This window comes from Bradyrhizobium sp. SZCCHNR2028, from assembly GCF_032380995.1.
Taxonomy (GTDB): Bacteria; Pseudomonadota; Alphaproteobacteria; order Rhizobiales; family Xanthobacteraceae; genus Bradyrhizobium.
The window spans coordinates 498,770-517,485 of record NZ_JAUHJF010000002.1; the positions used below are offsets into that span (position 1 = coordinate 498,770).

Sequence of the window (18,716 nt, forward strand, 5' to 3'; positions counted from 1 at the left end):
CAAGGCCGGCGCGCCGGATACGGGCTAATCAGAATCGTTCGAAACGATCTGATCGGCGGGCACGCTCGCGCTCGTCCTGATGCAGTTTGCGGCGTGCAGCCGTATTGCGGCCAGCGTCGCCTGGGCGAGCGCCTGTCCCTGCGCATCGATCCCGGTCCACTGCGCATGGCGGCCGCGTGGATCGATCTCGGCGAGCGCGATGCCGGCCGGCACGTCGCTGCCGTCGCGGACGATGCCGCGCAGGATGCCGTCATAAGGGGCCGTGACCGGTGCGCCGGAGAGATGGCCGATCACGAAGCCCTTGTAGATGCGCGTGCCGATCTCGATCGGGGTATGCCATCGGCCCTCGTGCGGCGAACGCACCAGGCGCTCGACGCCGACGAGCGCGCCGACATCATCCGTTGCCAGCGTCCAGCCCTCGCGCACGATCTGGCCGAGCCGGTCCGGCCGGGTCTCGATCGCGATATCGCAATTGGCTGTTGGCGAGAAGCCCGGACCGATGCCGATCGAGAGCCGCGTCATGCCGCGCAAATTCGGGGTCACCTCGCGCCGCTGCATCCGCGCGTCGATCAGGACGTCGATGGTACGGACCGGCAGGAGATCGAGCAACCCGAGCGGGGTGACCAGGACGTGCCGGGGATCGCCGAGCGCCTTGAACACCTCCATCGTGCTCTCGATGCGCTCGCCGGTCACGTTCTCGATGCGGACGGTGTCGCCGAACAGAGCGTCGTGAAACGCCATCTTGCGGCGCATGACCGGCGGATTGGGATCATGCGACAGCACCACGCAGAAGCCCGCACGATGCAGATGCACGCCGATCGCGGACGCGACGTCGTTGGTCCCGAGGACCACGGCGAAGCGCACTGCATTCGTCCTCATGTCCCGGTTCATACGGCGTTGGCGTCTCGTGGCTGTCGTCGTGCGGCTGGCAAGCCGTCTTCCCGTTCGAATGATCAAATCCGTCGAGCAAGAGTTGGACCATCAGCCATCGTTTTGAAAACGATCGCTCTTTGAAGGTCTTGCAAAGGACGAAGCACAAAGCCGACGCTGGATGTGTCCAGAACGCGCCAATCTGTCGCGAACCCGACAGAAAAGGGCTGCTTTGCCCGCCGTTTTCGCTGGCCCGGAATCTGCACAACCGACGCATGGCAATACCGCTGATATTTCCGATCGTCGCGGAGCCTGCGCCCAGACCACGTCTGAGGCAAAGGCAGCAGCCGAAGCTTGGCAGCCGGCGTCCTGGTGGCGTTGCGGCGCAGGATCAGGACGGATGACGTGAGTCTCGTTCTCGACCAGGACGTCCGCGAGCCCGCCATGGCGGCGGCCGAGACCATCGCGGCGTGCCCGTTCCATCGAGACATGGCGGCCGCCGAGCGGCCCGCGCGCACTGAGCAGAAAACGCTCGTGCTGACCGGCGGCTCGCGCGGCATCGGTCATGCGACCGCAAAGCTGTTCTCCGACGCCGGCTGGCGCATCATCACCTGCTCGCGCCAGCCGTTCGACGGTGCTCGCTGTCCGTGGGACGCCGGTCCCGACAACCACGTCCAGGTCGATCTCAGCGATCGCAAGGCGATTCCGCGCGCGATTGCCGACATCAAGCAGCGGCTCGACGGCGCGCCGCTGCATGCCTTGATCAACAATGCCGCGATCTCTCCGAAGGCCGGCGACGGCGGCCGGCTGGATTCGCTGTCGACTTCGGTCGAGACCTGGATGACCGTCTTTCACGTCAACTTTCTCGGACCGATCTTGCTCGCGCGCGGGCTGTTCGAGGAGCTGAAGCGCGGGCAGGGCGCGGTCGTCAACGTGACGTCGATCGTCGGCACCCGCGTCCATCCGTTTGCGGGCACCGCCTATGCGACCTCGAAGGCGGCGCTCGCCTGCCTGACCCGCGAGATGGCGCACGACTTCGCGCCGCATGGCATCCGCGTCAACGCCATCGCGCCCGGCGAGATCAAGACCGAGATGGTGTCCCCGGAGACCGAGGCGCGGTTCTCGCCGCTGATCCCGATGCGCCGGATCGGCGCTCCGGAGGAGGTCGCCAAGGTGCTGTTCTTCCTGTGCTCGGATGCGGCTAGCTACGTGACCGGCGAGGAGATCCAGATCAACGGGGGGCAGCACCTCTAGGTTGATCACAGCCGCGCGCGGCCGACACGCGGATGTGAACACGTCATACCCATGGCTTGCAGCCGAAGGCGACGAGCGGCGGGCCGAAGGTGGAAAGTTGGTGTTCAGTGTTGTCCGTTGCGATCCGATCGCAAACAGGCAGACGAATGCGCGGATATTAGGTGTCGAGAAGACAACGCGAAATCGGCAGGCGCACCGTTTTTGCCGCCCGCGCGGACGTGCAATGCACGCATCGTGACGGGTGCAAACTCATTTGTTAACATCATGAAAGCCTGCAGCTTTTCTGTTCTGTCCGTTGCACACTACTTCTGCGGCAATGCAGCAAAGTTAGGCACGACAATCATCTGCAGTTGGGGGAGGATGTTAGAACATCTACAATCACGGGCGGCTTCACCGAGGCGTTCGTGACGATCAGAGAAGCGGCCATGGTCCAAACGGAAACACGTCAGGTCGAAGCTCAGGACGTCAGGTCCAACGCCGCTCCGATCCCGCTCAGCGAGATCGCCCTGACGGGCATTTTCGAAATCTCGAAGATCCTGGCGGCGCCGACGCGGTTGGAGATCACCCTCGCCAATGTCGTCAACCTGCTGCAGTCCTTCATGCAGATGCGCCACGGCGTGGTGTCGCTGCTCGCCGATGACGGCATTCCCGATCTTGCGGTGGGGGCCGGGTGGAGCGAAGGCAGCGATCAGCGCTATCGCGAACGTCTGCCGCAGAAGGCGATCGACCAGATCGTCGCCACCGCCGTGCCGCTGATCGCGGAGAACGTCGCCGATCATCCCGCCTTCAGCGCCGTCGACGCGGTGACGCTCGGCGTCGGTGCCGACACCCGCGTGTCCTTCCTTGGCGTTCCCATCCGCATCGACCAGCGCGTCGTCGGCACGCTGACGATCGACCGTGTCTGGGACGGCCGCGCCGTGTTCCGGCTCGATTCCGACGTTCGCTTCCTGACCATGGTCGCCAACCTGATCGGCCAGACCATCAAGCTTCATCGGGTCGTCGCGCGTGACCGCGAGCGGCTGATGGCGGAAAGCCACCGGCTGCAGAAGGAGCTGTCGGAGCTGAAGCCGGCGCCGAAGGATCGCAAGAAGGTGCTGGTCGACGGCATCGTCGGCGACAGCCCGGCGCTGCGCGCATTGTTGGAGAAGATCAACGTCGTCGCCAAGTCGAATGCGCCGGTGCTGCTGCGCGGCGAATCCGGCACCGGCAAGGAGCTTGTGGCGAAGGCGATCCATGAACTGTCCAATCGCGCCAAGCGGCCGTTCATCAAGATCAACTGCGCCGCATTGCCAGAGACAGTGCTGGAATCGGAGCTGTTCGGCCATGAGAAGGGCGCCTTCACCGGCGCGATCAACGCGCGCAAGGGCCGCTTCGAACTGGCCGACAAGGGCACCTTGTTCCTCGACGAGATCGGCGAGATCTCACCGGCGTTCCAGGCCAAGCTCCTGCGCGTGTTGCAGGAGCAGGAGTTCGAGCGCGTCGGCGGCAATCAGACCATCAAGGTCGATGTCCGCATCGTCACCGCCACCAACCGCAACCTCGAGGAGGCGGTGTCGCGCAACGAGTTCCGCGCCGACCTCTACTACCGGATCAGCGTGGTGCCGATCAAATTGCCGCCGTTGCGCGAGCGTCGCAGCGACATTCCGCAGCTGGCGCGCGAGTTCCTGCGCCGCTTCAATTGCGAGAACGAGCGCGACCTGACGTTCGACGTCAGCGCGATCGAGGTGCTGATGCATTGCGGCTTCCCCGGCAATGTGCGCGAGCTGGAGAACTGCGTGCAACGGACCGCGACCATGGCAACGGGCTCGGCGATCAGCATGGACGACTTCGCCTGCAGCCGCAACGAGTGCATGTCGGCGATCCTGTGGAAGGGTAACACGGTAACCCCGCCACCGCCGCGCGGCCAGCCCATGGTGCCGCTGCCGATCCTGCCGCGGACGTCGGCGCCGATCGAGGCTCCCGTCGAGTTGCCGGCCATCGATGCCGATGACGGCGAGTATTCCGAGAGTACGGAGGGCGGCGCGGTGCCGGAGCGCGACCGCATCGTGCAGGCGATGGAGCGCTCCGGCTGGGTCCAGGCCAAGGCCGCGCGCCTGCTCGGCCTCACGCCGCGCCAGATCGGCTACGCGCTGAAGAAGCACAATATCGAGGTGAAGCGGTTCTGAACGGGTTGGGTCTCATGAGGGGCGCGCAGATGGCGCGCCCTTTTTTATTTCACGTGCATGCTGTCGCCCGCGTAACGATAGTCGTGAAACTCGAGATCGCGCCCCGGCGACGGTCGGCTCCCCTCCCCCTTGCGGGGAGGGGTCGGGGGTGGGGGTCTCCGGGCGCTGATCGTCGTGAGTTCGCTCGCTGTACTCACGTCCGCTGAGCTGCTCGTTACATCACACGTCGTCACTCCGCTGGTGACAGCATTAGCGCGCATCACGTGCAGCGTGCTCTGACCGACCGGGTTGATCCCTGACATTTTGGACCGGGCTGATCCCTGACACTATTCGATCACTGCTGTGTTGTCTCCGCCGTTTCCTGCGCGACGCGGAGCCGCGCACGCGGCGGAGCAAAGCGCAGGAAACGGCGGTCGCGGTCGATCAGCCCGAGGTCTCGGCCCCAGAAGCGGACGATGTGGCCGCCGGTATCGTGCTTGGCGAGGCCGATGAGTTCGCCGGCGAGCGCTTCGCCAACGAAGACGTGCTCGCCTTGCCATTTGATGTCCCCGGTGGGACGCACGCGGCGGACCTCGTGATCGGCGTCGTACCAGGGATCATCGAGACGGTCTGGCATGAAGCGCACCGGCCTGCGCCAGAGCTTGACGGGGGCCACCTGGTCGAGCGCCTCGTGCGGCCGCTCCTCGTTGAAGTGGCGGCGAAAGGCGTCGAAGCGTCGCTGCTGCTCGGCGGCCGTGTCTGCCGGTGGCTTCGACGTCTCGGCCTTCAGCGTGCGGTGCATGCGCTCGTGCCGGCCGTTGTCCTGCGGGCTCGCTGGTGGGATGTAGCGTGGCTCGATGCCGAGCTTGAGCCACCACACCGAGAGCGCCGAAAGGCCGCCAGCTCCCGTCGATCCGAACGGTACTCCATTGTCGGAGCGGATCGCGTCGGGAAGGCCGATATCCTTGAAAACGCGCTCCAGAGCGCCCTTCACGCCAGCCCAGGTCGGATCGACAATGCGCACCTCGATGAGATAGCGGCTCGCCGCATCGGTGAGTCGGCGTGGCTGCGCTTCGACCAGGCCTTCACGCTTCAGGAGGTCGCCGATCGTCGAGGCCGCCGGCCAGTCGACCTCCGGCCGCTCGCGCGCGAGCCAGGCCTTGATCTTCTTGGGGCCAAAATGCGGAAACCGTCGTCGTGTTGCGATGATGCGCCGTGCCAGCCGGTCCGCTGTGGCGTGCGGGCAGTTCTGCACGGCGTGGCTCTTCTCCTCGAACCACTGCGGATCCCCGCTCGCGCGGCGGCGCTCCCAAACGTAGAACGTCTCCCGGCTGATGCCGTGCCGCGCGCACAGCTCCGTCACCGAAAAAGCTCCCGTGTCGTACTCCCGAAACAACCCGATACGCTGCTCCACAGGACTGCTCTCCCTGAAAGGCATCGACCGATCCTCCTTCGAATCGGACGAAGCTTGCCTGTCAGGAATCAACCCGGTCTGAATTGTCAGGACTCAGCCCGGTTCATACCCTCGTGGACCCCCACCCCCGACCCCTCCCCGCAGGGGGGAGGGGGCTCACTGCCTTCGTGGCGGGGGCTCGACCCAAACGCGCACGCGACTTCATGCGGCCTGTCGCACTTGCGACATGCTGTCGGGAGAGCGACAGCTGACCGGCGTAGCGATCTTTAGAATCCTCCTTAGAAATCAACCAAATGCTCTCTGGCACGCGGCTTGAAAGATACCCCGTGAATGACGTCGTCCGATGTCGCAGGGATCGCGGGGAGCTGCACATGACCTACAAGATCATCGCCTCACAATGCACGGTCTGCGGGGCTTGCGAGTTCGAATGTCCGAATGCGGCCATCCGGCTGAAGAACGACATGTACATCATCGATCCGAAGAAGTGCACGGAGTGCGAGGGCCACTTCGACGCGCCGCAATGCGCTGCCGTCTGTCCGGTGCCGGACACCTGCGTGCCCGCCTGACGCGGGCCACGACGGAAACATTGCAAGCGGAGTGAGAGATGGCAGCGGTTCAGGAGACCATTGATCGGGTCAAGGGCATCGACGTCGATCAATATCGCTACGGATTCGAGACCGTCATCGAGTCCGAGAAGGCCCCGAAGGGGCTGTCGGAAGACACGATCCGCTTCATCTCAGCCAAGAAGAACGAGCCGACCTGGATGCTGGAGTGGCGGCTGGAGGCGTACCGCCGCTGGCTGACGATGACCGAGCCGACCTGGGCGCGCGTCGGATACCCGAAGATCGACTATCAAGATCTCTATTACTACGCCGCGCCGAAGCCGAAGAAGAAGGTCGCCTCGCTCGACGAGATCGATCCGGAGATCCTGAAGACTTACGAGAAGCTCGGCATTCCCCTGCGCGAGGTCGAGATCCTCGAAGGCGTCGAGCGGCCTGCGGCGGCGGAAGCGGATGTCGACGGCGAGGCCGCGGCGCCGCGCAGCAAGATCGCCGTCGATGCCGTGTTCGACTCGGTGTCGGTGGCGACGACGTTCAAAGAGGAACTGAAGAAGGCCGGCGTGATCTTCATGCCGATCTCCGAAGCGCTGCGCGAGCATCCCGACCTCGTCCAAAAATATCTTGGCACGGTGGTGCCCACCACCGACAACTATTTCGCGACGCTGAATTCGGCGGTGTTTTCCGACGGCTCGTTCGTCTACATCCCGCCGGGCGTGCGCTGCCCGATGGAGCTGTCGACCTACTTCCGCATCAACGAGCGCAACACCGGCCAGTTCGAGCGTACCCTGATCATCGCCGACAAGGGCGCCTACGTCTCCTATCTCGAAGGCTGCACGGCCCCGCAGCGCGACGAGAACCAGCTGCATGCCGCCGTGGTCGAGCTGGTCGCGCTGGATGACGCCGAGATCAAATATTCGACGGTGCAGAACTGGTACCCCGGCAATTCCGAAGGCGTCGGCGGCATCTATAATTTCGTCACCAAGCGTGGTGACTGTCGCGGCACAAATTCGAAGATCTCCTGGACCCAGGTCGAGACGGGCTCGGCGATCACCTGGAAATATCCGAGCTGCATCCTGCGCGGCGACAATTCCAGCGGCGAGTTCTATTCGATCGCGATCTCGAACGGCTTCCAGCAGGTCGATAGCGGCACTAAGATGATCCATCTCGGCAAGAACACGTCGAGCCGGATCATATCCAAGGGCATCGCCGCCGGCAAGTCGCAGAACACCTATCGCGGCCTGGTCAGCGCCCATCGCAAGGCCTCCGGCGCGCGCAATTTCACCGCCTGCGACTCGCTCTTGATCGGCGACAAATGCGGCGCGCACACCGTGCCCTACATCGAGGCCAAGAACTCCTCCGCGGTGTTCGAGCACGAGGCCACGACGTCGAAGATCTCCGAGGACGTGCTGTTCTACTGCATCCAGCGCGGGCTCTCCCAGGAGGAAGCGGTCGGCCTGGTCGTCAACGGCTTCGTCAAGGATGTGCTGCAGCAATTGCCGATGGAGTTCGCGGTCGAGGCGCAGAAGCTGATCTCGATCAGCCTCGAAGGATCGGTTGGATGACGGCGTCGCGCCGCGACAGCATCAGAAGGAGTGTTCGATGACGGCCTTGCTCGAAATCAAGGGGCTCCATGCCGAGATCGCAGGCGGACGGAAGATCATCCAGGGTCTGGACCTGACCGTGAACAAGGGCGAGATCCACGCCATCATGGGCCCGAACGGCGCCGGCAAGTCGACGCTGTCCTACGTGCTGGCCGGCAAGCCCGGCTACGAGGTCACGGCCGGCGAGGTCTATCTCAATGGCGAGGACCTCTTGGCGATGTCCGCCGACGAGCGCGCCGCCAAGGGCGTGTTCCTCGCGTTCCAATATCCGTTGGAGATCCCCGGCGTCGCGACGCTCACCTTCCTGCGGGCCGCCTTCAACGCCCAGCGCAAGGCGCGCGGCGAGGAGGAGCTGTCCTCGCCGGACCTGATCAAGCGCGTGCGCGAGATCGCCAAGACGCTGAACATCGATGCCGACATGCTGAAGCGGCCGCTCAATGTCGGCTTCTCCGGCGGCGAGAAGAAGCGCAACGAGACCCTGCAGATGGCGCTGCTGCAGCCGTCGCTCTGCGTCCTCGACGAGACCGATTCCGGCCTCGACATCGACGCGCTGAAGGTCGTCGCCAACGGCGTCAACGCGCTGCGCTCCGCCGAGCGAGGCATGATCGTGATCACCCACTATCAGCGGCTCCTCGACTACATCGTGCCCGACATCGTCCATGTGTTCGCGGCGGGCCGCATCGTCCGCACCGGCGGCAAAGACCTCGCGCGCGAGCTCGAGGCGACCGGCTACGCCCAGTACCAGAGCGAAGCGGCTTAAGGCGCCGGGGAGGACGAACATGGGCGTCGTGATCCGCAAGACCAAGGCCGAACTCGGACTGGCCGATCTGTATCAGGGCGCCCGCCGCTATCTGCCGGGCGGCGAGGAGATCACCGCGGTGCGCGCTGCTGCGTTCGACCGTTTCAATGCGGTCGGCCTGCCGCACCGGCGCGTCGAGGCGTGGCGCTACACCGATTTGCGCACGCAGATGAAGGAGGCCAAGCGGCTCGCCTCGCTGCCCGACGACGCGGCAAAAACCAAGGCGCGCGAGGCGAGCGACTTGTTCGCGGGCGCTGGCTTCCGCAAGCTGATGATCGTTGACGGTGCCTTCGTGCCCGAGCTGTCCGACCTCGCCGATCTCGAGCCGGGCCTCACCATCCAGCCGATGGCCGACGCGCTCGCCGCCGACAAGCCGCTGCTGTCGCAGCGTCTCGGCCCCGTCGTGCCTGACGACGATCCGGCGTTGGCGCTCAACACCGCGCTGGCTGCCAATGGCGTCGTGATCCTGGTCGCGCCGGGCACGGCACTGAGCCGACCAATCCACGTCGCGTTCGTCACGACGAACTGGGTCGCAACCTCGATGTACACGCGGTCGCTGGTCAATATCGGAACTGGGGCCAGCGCCACCATCGTCGAGTCGCATCAGGGGCCCGACGGAAGCGAATATCAAGTCAACACCGCGATGCAGCTCGTCGTCGGCGACGAGGCGCGGATCGACCATGTCAAGGTGACCCGGGAGGGCAACAGCGCGCTGCACATCTCCTCGCTGCTCGCCAATATCGGCGCGCGTGCGACCTTCAATCAGCTTGGCTTCGTCGCCGGCGGCAGCCTGGTGCGCAACCAGCTGTTCGTGCATATCGCGGGTGAGGGCACTGTTGCCGACATCCGCGGCGGATCGCTGCTGTCGGGCACCCAGCATGCGGACACGACCTTGGCGATCGAGCACGCAGCTGAGAACTGCCAGAGCCGCGAGACCTTCAAGGCGGTCGTCGGCGACACCGCGCGCGCGGTTTTCCAGGGCAAGATCACGGTCAGTCCCGGCGCGCAGAAGACCGACGCCAAGATGATGTCGCGGGCGCTGCTATTGTCCGACGAGGCCGAGGCCGACAGCAAGCCGGAGCTCGAGATCTTCGCCGACGACGTGCAGTGCGGCCACGGCACCACGACCGGCGCGATCGACGACGAGCTGCTGTTCTATCTGATGGCGCGCGGCATTCCGCCCAAGGAAGCCAAGGCGCTGCTGATCCAGGCCTTCGTTGGCGAGATCATCGAAGGCGCCGCCGATGAGAGCGTGCGGGCGGCGTTGACCGAAGCGATGCTGGGCTGGCTCGGACAACGGGAGTAGGTGATGCATGCAGCGGTGAACGGAAGCGGCTACGACGTTGGCCGCATCCGTGCGGACTTTCCGATCCTCGGCATGCAGGTGCACGGCAAGCCGCTGGTCTATCTCGACAACGCGGCGTCGGCGCAGAAGCCGCAGGCCGTACTGGACCGGATGAACCAGGTCTATACGTCCGAATACGCCAACGTGCATCGGGGGCTGCATTATCTCGCCAACGCCGCCACCGAGGCCTATGAGGGCGCCCGCGCCAAGGTGGCGTCGTTCCTGAATGCCGAAAGCCCTGAGCAGATCATCTTCACGCGCGGCGCCACGGAAGCCGTGAACCTGGTCGCGCAGACCTTCGGCCGCGAGCGGATCGGGCCGGGCGATGAGATCGTGCTCTCGATCATGGAGCACCACGCCAACATCATCCCCTGGCATTTCCTCCGGGAGCGCCAGGGCGCGGTGCTCAAATGGGCTCCTGTCGACGACGACGGAAATTTCCTGCTCGACGAATTCGAAAAGCTGCTGACGCCGCGCACCAAGATGGTGGCGATGACGCAGATGTCGAACGTGCTCGGCACGGTCGTGCCGGTCAAGGAGGTCATCCGCATCGCGCATGCGCGCGGCATCCCGGTGCTGATCGACGGCTCGCAGGCCGCCGTGCACATGGAGGTCGACGTCCGCGATCTCGATGCGGATTTCTATTGCATCACCGGCCACAAGATCTACGGCCCGACCGGCATCGGCGCGCTCTATGGCAAGCGCGAGCTCCTGGCGTCGATGCCGCCGTTCAACGGCGGCGGCGAGATGATCCGCGAGGTTTCGCGCGACTGGGTGACCTATGGCGATCCGCCGCACCGCTTCGAGGCCGGCACGCCGCCGATCGTGGAAGCCGCCGGGCTGGGGGCTGCGATCGACTACGTCGCCTCCATCGGCAAGCAGCGCATCGCCGCGCATGAGCATGATCTCGTCGCCTACGCCACCGAGCAGCTGCGCGAGATCAACTCGCTGCGCATCATCGGCAATGCCGCCGACAAGGGGGCGATCGTCTCGTTCGAGATGCAGGGCGCGCATGCGCACGACTTCGCCACCGTCATCGACCGCTCCGGCGTCGCGGTCCGCGCCGGCACCCATTGTGCCATGCCGCTGCTGGAGCGCTTCGGCGTCACCGCGACGTGCCGGGCGTCGTTCGCGATGTACAACACGCGGGAAGAGGTCGACGTGCTGGTGCGGGCGCTGAAGAAGGCGCAGGAATTCTTTTCGTAGAGGCGCCTTTTCCTACCCGCAGTGATCGCGAAGAAGCGCTGCTCGTTGATGCGCCCTCTCCCCTTGTGGGAGAGGGCAGCACCGCTACCAGCCCTGGAATCGCTCGGGTGAGGGGTCGTCTCCGCGAGCCATGACCTTCTGAGTGCGCCGAGAGACCCCTTACCCGGCTGCCTTCGGCCTCCCCCCTCTCCCACAAGGGGAGAGGGTGCACCGAGTTCGCCGCGATACGCGCGATCAATCAAAGCAGCAATCAAACAACCAAACCTACGCTGCCGCCGCGAGCGCCGCCTGGGCGTCGGCTCTGATGCGGCTCACCATCGAGCGGAAGCCGTTGGAGCGCTGCGGGGTCAAATGCTCGCGCAGGCCGAGTTTCTCGAACAGCGCGATCGGATCGGCGGCCAGGATCTCGGATGCGGTGCGGCCGGACACCATCGCGAGCAGGATCGCGACCAGGCCGCGGACGATGTGGGCGTCGCTGTCGCCGATGAAGTCGAGCGCCGGCACTGCGGCGTCGTGCCGCACCGTGGTGGCAAGCCAGACCTGGCTGGTGCAGCCCTGCACCTTGTTGCCATCATTGCGGTCGGTATCGGGTAGCGGCGGCAGGCCGCGGCCCAACTCGATCACGTAACGGTAGCGGTCGTCCCAGTCGTCGAGCAGCGCGAAATTCTCGACGATGTCCTCGATGTCCGGTGCCCCCGGCGTCGCGGTCTGGGTCATCTTCAACATCATCCCCTCCTCGTCATCGGCTGATCTCCGTGGATACCAGGGCCAGCTATGCCGTCAGGCCCGGCTCGCTACCGCGCCGCGCCAGCACGGAATCGACCGCGTGCGTGACGCCGTCGAAGGTGATCGGCTTGGCGATGATGGCTTCCGCGCCCTGCCGCAGGCCGGCCAGCGCGAGCGGCGACTTGGTCGATCCTGCGACCACGATGATGCCGGCCTGATGCATCGTCCTGGCGAGCATGCCGACGGTCTCGGCGCCGTCGTCCTCCAGGATGCTCATCCCGATGAGGACGGCGTCGGGCGTGGTCCGTGCGGCCTTGGTCAATGCGTCGGCGGTCTCCGCGAAGGTGAAGGTCTCGTGACGCTCACTGAGAATGTAGCCGAGCGCCGAGCGGATCACCTGATCGGCTTCAATGACAAAGACGCGCGTCTTGATTGCCATCAATAGTACTCCTGCTGGCCCGTTCGAAAGCGGGTTTGATCTACATCAAGCAAACTCCGTACCGCCGCTCCTGGCCGGCCTCACGCGAGCGCTCCCCGGTGTTCTCTACGGAAGCGCCGCTCGGAGCCGCGGCGGCATGTGTCGTTTCGGACAGCACGGCGCGGCAGCGTCGGGTGAAAACCCCCGATGTCGGATTTGCAACAAGTACATCCTAGCGCCGAGCTTGGCCGCATCTCTTTCAAAACATGGCCTTTTTAACGATTCCAAAGCTCTGGCACAGCCGTTGCAAAACTGGACTCAGGCAAAGGTTGAGGGCTGAGTGCACGCCGACGCTTCGGACGAGCGATGCTCTCCTTCCCAATAACCCGTCTGCCGGTTCTGGAGAGAGGACGCGGTCTCGCGATGCAAGGTGCATGCGAGACATTGGCAATCGGTTGATGGAGAGCATCATGGCAGCGCTGCGACAAATCGCATTCTACGGCAAAGGCGGCATCGGCAAGTCGACGACGTCACAAAACACCCTCGCGGCACTCGCCGAGATGGGACACCGGATCCTGATCGTGGGCTGCGATCCGAAGGCGGATTCGACCCGCCTGATCCTGCACGCCAAGGCGCAGGACACCATCCTCAGCCTGGCCGCTGCCGCGGGCAGCGTCGAGGACCTCGAGATCGAGGAGGTCATGAAGGTCGGCTATCGCGACATCCGTTGCGTCGAGTCCGGTGGTCCGGAGCCGGGCGTCGGTTGCGCCGGCCGCGGCGTCATCACATCGATCAACTTCCTGGAAGAGAACGGCGCCTATGAGGACATCGACTACGTGTCCTACGACGTGCTCGGCGACGTGGTCTGCGGCGGCTTCGCGATGCCGATCCGCGAGAACAAGGCGCAGGAGATCTACATCGTGATGTCCGGCGAGATGATGGCGATGTATGCCGCCAACAACATCTCCAAGGGCATTCTGAAATATGCCAACTCCGGCGGCGTGCGCCTGGGCGGCCTGGTCTGCAACGAGCGCCAGACCGACAAGGAGCTGGAGCTGGCGGAGGCGCTGGCGAAGAAGCTCGGCACCCAGCTGATCTACTTCGTGCCGCGCGACAACATCGTGCAGCACGCCGAGCTGCGCCGCATGACGGTTCTGGAATATGCGCCGGACTCGGTCCAGGCCGGCCACTACCGCTCGCTGGCGCAGAAGATCCACGCCAACGGCGGCAAGGGCATCATCCCGACCCCGATCACGATGGACGAGCTCGAGGACATGCTGATGGAGCACGGCATCATGAAGGCGGTCGACGAGAGCCAGATCGGCAAGACCGCCTCCGAGCTCGCCGCCACGGCGTAACCGCCACCGGTCATCCGGCCCATGATCTCTAAGGGCCGGATGACCCCCGCAACCGATCATCGAGGAAAAGCCAGATGAGCGTCATCGAGAAACAAAGCGTGGCCGAGATCAAGGCACGCAACAAGGAACTGATCGCCGAGGTCTTGAAGGTCTATCCGGAGAAGACTGCCAAGCGTCGCGCCAAGCACCTCAACGTGCACGAGAACGGCAAGTCCGACTGCGGCGTCAAGTCGAACATCAAGTCGATCCCCGGCGTCATGACCATTCGCGGCTGCGCCTACGCCGGCTCCAAGGGCGTGGTGTGGGGCCCGATCAAGGACATGATTCACATCAGCCACGGCCCGGTCGGCTGCGGCCAGTACTCCTGGGCGGCGCGCCGCAACTACTACATCGGCACGACCGGCATCGACACCTTCGTGACGATGCAGTTCACCTCCGACTTCCAGGAGAAGGACATCGTGTTCGGCGGCGACAAGAAGCTCGCCAAGATCATGGACGAGATCCAGGAGCTGTTTCCGCTGAACAACGGCATCACCGTGCAGTCGGAATGCCCGATCGGCCTGATCGGCGACGACATCGAGGCGGTCTCCAAGGTCAAGTCGAAGGAGTATGACGGCAAGACCATCGTTCCCGTCCGCTGCGAAGGCTTCCGCGGCGTGTCGCAGTCGCTCGGCCACCACATCGCCAACGACGCGATCCGGGACTGGGTGTTCGACAAGATCCCGGCCGACGCTGCGCCGCGCTTCGAGCCGTCGGACTATGACGTCGCGATCATCGGCGACTACAACATCGGTGGCGACGCCTGGTCGTCGCGCATCCTGCTCGAGGAGATGGGCCTGCGCGTGATTGCCCAGTGGTCGGGCGACGGCTCGCTGGCCGAGCTCGAGGCAACGCCGAAGGCGAAGCTGAACGTGCTGCACTGCTACCGCTCGATGAACTACATCTCGCGCCACATGGAAGAGAAGTACAACATTCCGTGGTGCGAGTACAATTTCTTCGGGCCGAGCAAGATTGCCGAATCGCTGCGCAAGATCGCCAGCTATTTCGACGACAAGATCAAGGAAGGTGCCGAGCGCGTCATCGCGAAGTACCAGCCCCTGATGGACGCCGTGATCGCCAAGTACCGGCCGCGCCTCGAAGGCAAGACTGTGATGCTGTTCGTCGGCGGTCTGCGTCCGCGCCACGTGATCGGCGCCTATGAAGACCTCGGCATGGAGGTCGTCGGCACCGGCTACGAGTTCGGCCACAACGACGACTATCAGCGCACCGCCCAGCACTACGTCAAGGATGGCACGCTGATCTATGACGACGTGACCGGCTACGAGTTCGAGAAGTTCGTCGAGAAGGTCCAGCCGGACCTGGTCGGCTCGGGCATCAAGGAAAAGTACGTGTTCCAGAAGATGGGCGTGCCGTTCCGCCAGATGCACTCCTGGGACTACTCGGGTCCCTACCATGGCTATGACGGGTTCGCGATCTTTGCCCGCGACATGGACATGGCCATCAACTCGCCGGTCTGGAAGATGGCAAAGGCGCCCTGGAAGCAGGTGCCCAAGCCGTTGCTCCAGGCTGCCGAGTAACACCACCACCCACGGCCTGGCTCTCCTTCGGCGGAGAGCCAGCGCTCCCTGATCGACACAGGAAAATAGAGAGGGTTATCCCATGACGCAGAGTGCCGAACATGTGCTCGATCACTTCGAGCTTTTCCGTGGTCCCGAATACCAGCAGATGCTGGCGAACAAGAAGAAGATGTTCGAGAATCCGCGCGATCCCGCCGAGGTCGAGCGCATCCGCGAATGGGCCAAGACGCCCGAATATCGCGAGAAGAATTTTGCCCGTGAGGCGCTGACGGTCAATCCGGCCAAGGCCTGCCAGCCGCTCGGCGCCGTGTTCGTCGCCGTCGGCTTCGAGAAGACGCTGCCGTTCGTGCACGGCTCGCAGGGCTGCGTGGCCTACTACCGCAGCCATCTGTCGCGCCACTTCAAGGAGCCAAGCTCCTGCGTGTCGTCGTCGATGACCGAGGACGCAGCGGTGTTCGGCGGCCTCAACAACATGATCGACGGCCTCGCCAACGCCTACAACATGTACAAGCCGTCGATGATCGCGGTCTCCACCACCTGCATGGCGGAAGTCATTGGTGACGACCTCAACGCCTTCATCAAGACCTCGAAGGAAAAAGGCTCGGTTCCGGCCGAGTTCGACGTGCCCTTCGCCCACACGCCCGCCTTCGTCGGCAGCCACGTCACCGGCTACGACAACGCGATGAAAGGAATCCTGGAGCACTTTTGGGACGGCAAAGCCGGCACCGCGCCGAAGCTCGAGCGCGTTCCGAACGAGAAGATCAACTTCATCGGCGGCTTCGACGGCTACACCGTGGGCAACATCCGCGAGGTCAAGCACATCTTCGAGGAAATGGGGATCGAATACACGATCCTCGGCGACAACTCGAACGTGTTCGACACCCCGACCGACGGCGAGTTCCGCATGTATGATGGCGGCACGACCTTGGAGGACGCGGCCAACGCCGTCCACGCCAAGGCGACCATCTCGATGCAGCACTATTGCACCGAGAAGACCCTGCCGCTGATCAAGAACCACGGTCAGGAAGTGGTCTCGTTCCACCATCCGGTCGGCGTCACCGGCACCGATGCCTTCGTGATGGCGCTGTCGCGCATCACCGGCAAGGAGATCCCGGAATCGATCGCCCTCGAGCGCGGCCGCCTGGTCGATGCGATCGCCGACTCCAGCGCGCACATCCATGGCAAGAAGTTCGCGATCTACGGCGACCCGGATCTCTGCCTCGGCCTCGCCGCGTTCCTGCTCGAGCTCGGCGCCGAGCCGACCCATGTGCTCGCCACCAACGGCAACAAGGAGTGGGCCGAGAAGGTGCAGGCCGTGTTCGATAGCTCGCCGTTCGGCAAGAACTGCCACGTGTATCCCGGCAAGGATCTGTGGCACATGCGCTCGCTGCTGTTCACCGAGCCGGTCGATTTCCTGATCGGCAACACCTACGGCAAGTATCTGGAGCGCGACACCGGCACCCCGCTGATCCGCATCGGCTTCCCGATCTTCGATCGCCACCACAAGCACCGCTATCCGGTGTGGGGTTATCAAGGCGGCCTGAACGTGCTGGTCACGATCCTCGACAAGATCTTCGACGAGATCGACCGCAACACCAACGTGCCGGCCAAGTCGGACTACAGCTTCGATATCATCCGCTGAGTGACGGCGCGGCGGCCTTCCGGGGCCGCCGCGTTTCGATGTTGGGAGCAGGGCTCAAGGGGAGGCATGTCGTGCCTGAGCCTTGTCTTTCGAAAGACGCGCAATCGGTCGTCAACAGGAGAAGCCAATGAGCTCGCTTTCGGCCACGATCCAGAACGTCTTCAACGAGCCGGGTTGCGGCAAGAACGCCAACAAGTCCGAGGCCGAGCGCAAGAAGGGCTGCACCAAGCAGCTGCAGCCGGGCGGCGCGGCCGGTGGTTGCGCCTTCGACGGCGCCAAGGTCGCATTGCAGCCGCTGACCGACGTCGCGCATCTGGTGCACGGACCGATCGCCTGCGAAGGAAATTCCTGGGACAACCGCGGTGCAGCCTCGTCGGGCTCGCAGATCTGGCGCACTGGTTTCACCACCGACATCAACGAGACCGACGTCGTGTTCGGCGGCGAGAAGCGGCTGTACAAGGCGATCAAGGAAATCATCGAGAAATACGATCCGCCGGCGGTCTTCGTCTACCAGACCTGCGTGCCGGCCATGACCGGCGATGACATCAACGCGGTCTGCAAGGCGGCCTCGGCGAAGTTCGGCAAGCCCTGCATTCCCGTCAATTCGCCCGGCTTCGTCGGCCCGAAGAATCTCGGCAACAAGCTCGCCGGCGAGGCGCTGCTCGATCACGTCATCGGCACCGTCGAGCCTGAGGTCACCACGCCCTACGACCTCAACATCATCGGCGAATACAATCTGTCCGGCGAGCTGTGGCAGGTGAAGCCGCTGTTCGGCGAGCTCGGCATTCGCATCTCCGCCTGCATCTCCGGCGACGGTCGCTACAAGGATGTGGCGTCGTCGCACCGCGCCCGTGCGGCGATGATGGTGTGCTCCAAGGCGATGATCAACGTCGCCCGCAAGATGGAGGAGCGTTACGGCATTCCGTTCTTCGAGGGCTCGTTCTACGGCATCCAGGACTCCTCGGACTCGCTGCGCGAGATCGCGCGCCTGCTGGTCGAGCGCGGCGCGCCGGCCGATCTGCTGGATCGCACCGAGGCCGTCATCGCCCGTGAGGAGGCCAAGGCGTGGGCCGCGATCGAGCCGTTCAAGCAGCGGCTGACGGGCAAGAAGGTGCTCTTGATTACCGGCGGCGTGAAGTCGTGGTCGGTGGTCGCGGCGCTGCAGGAGGCCGGCATGGAGCTGGTCGGCACCTCCGTCAAGAAGTCCACCAAGGAGGACAAGGAGCGCATCAAGGAGCTGATGGGCCAGGACGCGCACATGATCGACGATATGGCGCCGCGCGAGATGTACAAGATGCTCAAGGACGCCAAGGCCGACATCATGCTGTCCGGCGGTAAGTCGCAGTTCGTGGCGCTGAAGGCGGCGATGCCCTGGCTCGACATCAATCAGGAGCGCGCCCACGCCTTCATGGGCTATATCGGCATGGTGAAGCTGGTCGCGGAGATCGACAAGGCGATCTATAACCCGATGTGGGCGCAACTGCGCAAGCGCGCGCCCTGGGAGACCGCGGACAACAACTGGCAGACCAGGGCGATAGCGCAGGCGAATGCGGAAGCAGCGGCACTTGCCGCCGATCCGGTCGCTGCGGAAGCCGCGCGCCGCGCCAAGAAGATCTGCCACTGCAAGTCGGTCGATCTCGGCACCATCGAGGATGCGATCAAAGCGCATTGCCTGACCGACGTCGCCGGCGTCCGCACTCACACCAACGCCTCCGGCGGTTGCGGGGCATGCGCCGGCCGGGTCGAGGACATCCTGGCGGCGCAGAAGGCGCCGGCCGAGCTGCTGCAGGCGGCGGAGTAGG

At 64.4% G+C, this 18,716-nt stretch carries 15 protein-coding genes; 11 read left to right on the plus strand and 4 right to left on the minus strand.

Features of this window, described 5'->3' with window-relative positions; genetic code table 11:
* Positions 1-24: 24 nt before the first annotated feature.
* On the minus strand, positions 25-879 hold the full coding sequence (locus tag QX121_RS05465) for a xanthine dehydrogenase (RefSeq protein WP_315811376.1): 855 nt from the start codon (positions 877-879) through the stop codon (positions 25-27).
* Between the two features lie 396 nt (positions 880-1,275).
* On the opposite strand from QX121_RS05465, the gene QX121_RS05470 reads away from it, so the two are divergent.
* Complete coding sequence (locus QX121_RS05470) at positions 1,276-2,124, plus strand: SDR family oxidoreductase (protein ID WP_315771573.1); 849 nt, start codon at positions 1,276-1,278, stop codon at positions 2,122-2,124.
* Positions 2,125-2,549: 425 nt separating this feature from the next.
* Positions 2,550-4,289 (plus strand): nif-specific transcriptional activator NifA, encoded by a 1,740-nt coding sequence (gene nifA, locus QX121_RS05475; RefSeq protein ID WP_315740942.1) that lies wholly within the window; start codon positions 2,550-2,552, stop codon positions 4,287-4,289.
* Positions 4,290-4,623: 334 nt separating this feature from the next.
* Here nifA and QX121_RS05480 read toward each other — a convergent pair whose 3' ends face one another.
* Positions 4,624-5,706, minus strand: a complete 1,083-nt coding sequence (locus QX121_RS05480) for an integrase core domain-containing protein (protein ID WP_315811377.1) — start codon at positions 5,704-5,706, stop codon at positions 4,624-4,626.
* A 347-nt stretch (positions 5,707-6,053) separates the two neighbouring features.
* Here QX121_RS05480 and QX121_RS05485 point away from each other — a divergent pair, with 347 nt between their 5' ends.
* Genes QX121_RS05485 through QX121_RS05505 form a run of 5 tightly spaced genes read left to right on the plus strand, consistent with a single transcriptional unit; the run spans position 6,054 to position 11,193 of the window.
* On the plus strand, positions 6,054-6,248 hold the full coding sequence (locus QX121_RS05485) for a 4Fe-4S dicluster domain-containing protein (RefSeq protein ID WP_006609648.1): 195 nt from the start codon (positions 6,054-6,056) through the stop codon (positions 6,246-6,248).
* Between the two features lie 38 nt (positions 6,249-6,286).
* Positions 6,287-7,804 carry a Fe-S cluster assembly protein SufB gene (sufB, locus tag QX121_RS05490; RefSeq protein ID WP_315811378.1) on the plus strand — a complete coding sequence of 506 codons (1,518 nt, stop codon included), beginning with the start codon at positions 6,287-6,289 and terminating at the stop codon, positions 7,802-7,804.
* Positions 7,805-7,841: 37 nt separating this feature from the next.
* Positions 7,842-8,603, plus strand: a complete 762-nt coding sequence (sufC, locus tag QX121_RS05495; protein WP_315740944.1) for a Fe-S cluster assembly ATPase SufC — start codon at positions 7,842-7,844, stop codon at positions 8,601-8,603.
* A gap of 19 nt (positions 8,604-8,622) precedes the next feature.
* The gene (sufD, locus tag QX121_RS05500; RefSeq protein WP_315811379.1) at positions 8,623-9,948 is read left to right on the plus strand and encodes a Fe-S cluster assembly protein SufD; all 1,326 of its coding nucleotides are present in this window, start codon (positions 8,623-8,625) and stop codon (positions 9,946-9,948) included.
* Between the two features lie 3 nt (positions 9,949-9,951).
* Complete coding sequence (locus tag QX121_RS05505; protein ID WP_315771564.1) at positions 9,952-11,193, plus strand: cysteine desulfurase; 1,242 nt, start codon at positions 9,952-9,954, stop codon at positions 11,191-11,193.
* A gap of 264 nt (positions 11,194-11,457) precedes the next feature.
* Here the strand turns inward: QX121_RS05505 and QX121_RS05510 are convergent, their stop codons facing one another.
* Complete coding sequence (locus QX121_RS05510) at positions 11,458-11,919, minus strand: SufE family protein (protein WP_315740947.1); 462 nt, start codon at positions 11,917-11,919, stop codon at positions 11,458-11,460.
* A gap of 46 nt (positions 11,920-11,965) precedes the next feature.
* A complete protein-coding gene (locus tag QX121_RS05515) occupies positions 11,966-12,358 on the minus strand; it encodes a response regulator (RefSeq protein ID WP_315811380.1) in 393 nt (130 codons plus the stop codon).
* 449 nt (positions 12,359-12,807) lie between these two features.
* On the opposite strand from QX121_RS05515, the gene nifH reads away from it, so the two are divergent.
* The 4 genes from nifH (at position 12,808) to nifE (ending at position 18,715) form a co-directional block, all read left to right on the plus strand.
* Positions 12,808-13,695: a nitrogenase iron protein gene (gene nifH, locus QX121_RS05520; protein ID WP_315740949.1), complete on the plus strand. Its 888-nt coding sequence runs from the start codon at positions 12,808-12,810 to the stop codon at positions 13,693-13,695.
* Between the two features lie 74 nt (positions 13,696-13,769).
* Positions 13,770-15,272, plus strand: coding sequence for a nitrogenase molybdenum-iron protein alpha chain (gene nifD / locus QX121_RS05525; protein WP_315740950.1), 1,503 nt, complete (start codon positions 13,770-13,772; stop codon positions 15,270-15,272).
* An 82-nt stretch (positions 15,273-15,354) separates the two neighbouring features.
* Positions 15,355-16,914 (plus strand): nitrogenase molybdenum-iron protein subunit beta, encoded by a 1,560-nt coding sequence (nifK, locus tag QX121_RS05530; protein WP_315740951.1) that lies wholly within the window; start codon positions 15,355-15,357, stop codon positions 16,912-16,914.
* Positions 16,915-17,041: 127 nt separating this feature from the next.
* Positions 17,042-18,715 (plus strand): nitrogenase iron-molybdenum cofactor biosynthesis protein NifE, encoded by a 1,674-nt coding sequence (gene nifE / locus QX121_RS05535; protein WP_315811381.1) that lies wholly within the window; start codon positions 17,042-17,044, stop codon positions 18,713-18,715.
* The last annotated feature ends 1 nt before the right edge of the window (position 18,716 follow it).

What these genes read in the sequence shown, in the direction of transcription:
- nifA (WP_315740942.1), top strand. Translation starts at nt 2,550, where the DNA reads ATGGTCCAAACGGAAACACGTCAGGTCGAAGCTCAGGACGTCAGGTCC.
- QX121_RS05515 (WP_315811380.1), bottom strand. Translation starts at nt 12,358, where the DNA reads ATGGCAATCAAGACGCGCGTCTTTGTCATTGAAGCCGATCAGGTGATC.
- nifE (WP_315811381.1), top strand. Translation starts at nt 17,042, where the DNA reads ATGAGCTCGCTTTCGGCCACGATCCAGAACGTCTTCAACGAGCCGGGT.
- nifK (WP_315740951.1), top strand. Translation starts at nt 15,355, where the DNA reads ATGACGCAGAGTGCCGAACATGTGCTCGATCACTTCGAGCTTTTCCGT.
- sufC (WP_315740944.1), top strand. Translation starts at nt 7,842, where the DNA reads ATGACGGCCTTGCTCGAAATCAAGGGGCTCCATGCCGAGATCGCAGGC.
- QX121_RS05480 (WP_315811377.1), bottom strand. Translation starts at nt 5,706, where the DNA reads ATGCCTTTCAGGGAGAGCAGTCCTGTGGAGCAGCGTATCGGGTTGTTT.
- nifD (WP_315740950.1), top strand. Translation starts at nt 13,770, where the DNA reads ATGAGCGTCATCGAGAAACAAAGCGTGGCCGAGATCAAGGCACGCAAC.
- QX121_RS05505 (WP_315771564.1), top strand. Translation starts at nt 9,952, where the DNA reads ATGCATGCAGCGGTGAACGGAAGCGGCTACGACGTTGGCCGCATCCGT.
- QX121_RS05510 (WP_315740947.1), bottom strand. Translation starts at nt 11,919, where the DNA reads ATGTTGAAGATGACCCAGACCGCGACGCCGGGGGCACCGGACATCGAG.
- QX121_RS05485 (WP_006609648.1), top strand. Translation starts at nt 6,054, where the DNA reads ATGACCTACAAGATCATCGCCTCACAATGCACGGTCTGCGGGGCTTGC.
- sufD (WP_315811379.1), top strand. Translation starts at nt 8,623, where the DNA reads ATGGGCGTCGTGATCCGCAAGACCAAGGCCGAACTCGGACTGGCCGAT.
- sufB (WP_315811378.1), top strand. Translation starts at nt 6,287, where the DNA reads ATGGCAGCGGTTCAGGAGACCATTGATCGGGTCAAGGGCATCGACGTC.
- nifH (WP_315740949.1), top strand. Translation starts at nt 12,808, where the DNA reads ATGGCAGCGCTGCGACAAATCGCATTCTACGGCAAAGGCGGCATCGGC.
- QX121_RS05465 (WP_315811376.1), bottom strand. Translation starts at nt 879, where the DNA reads ATGAGGACGAATGCAGTGCGCTTCGCCGTGGTCCTCGGGACCAACGAC.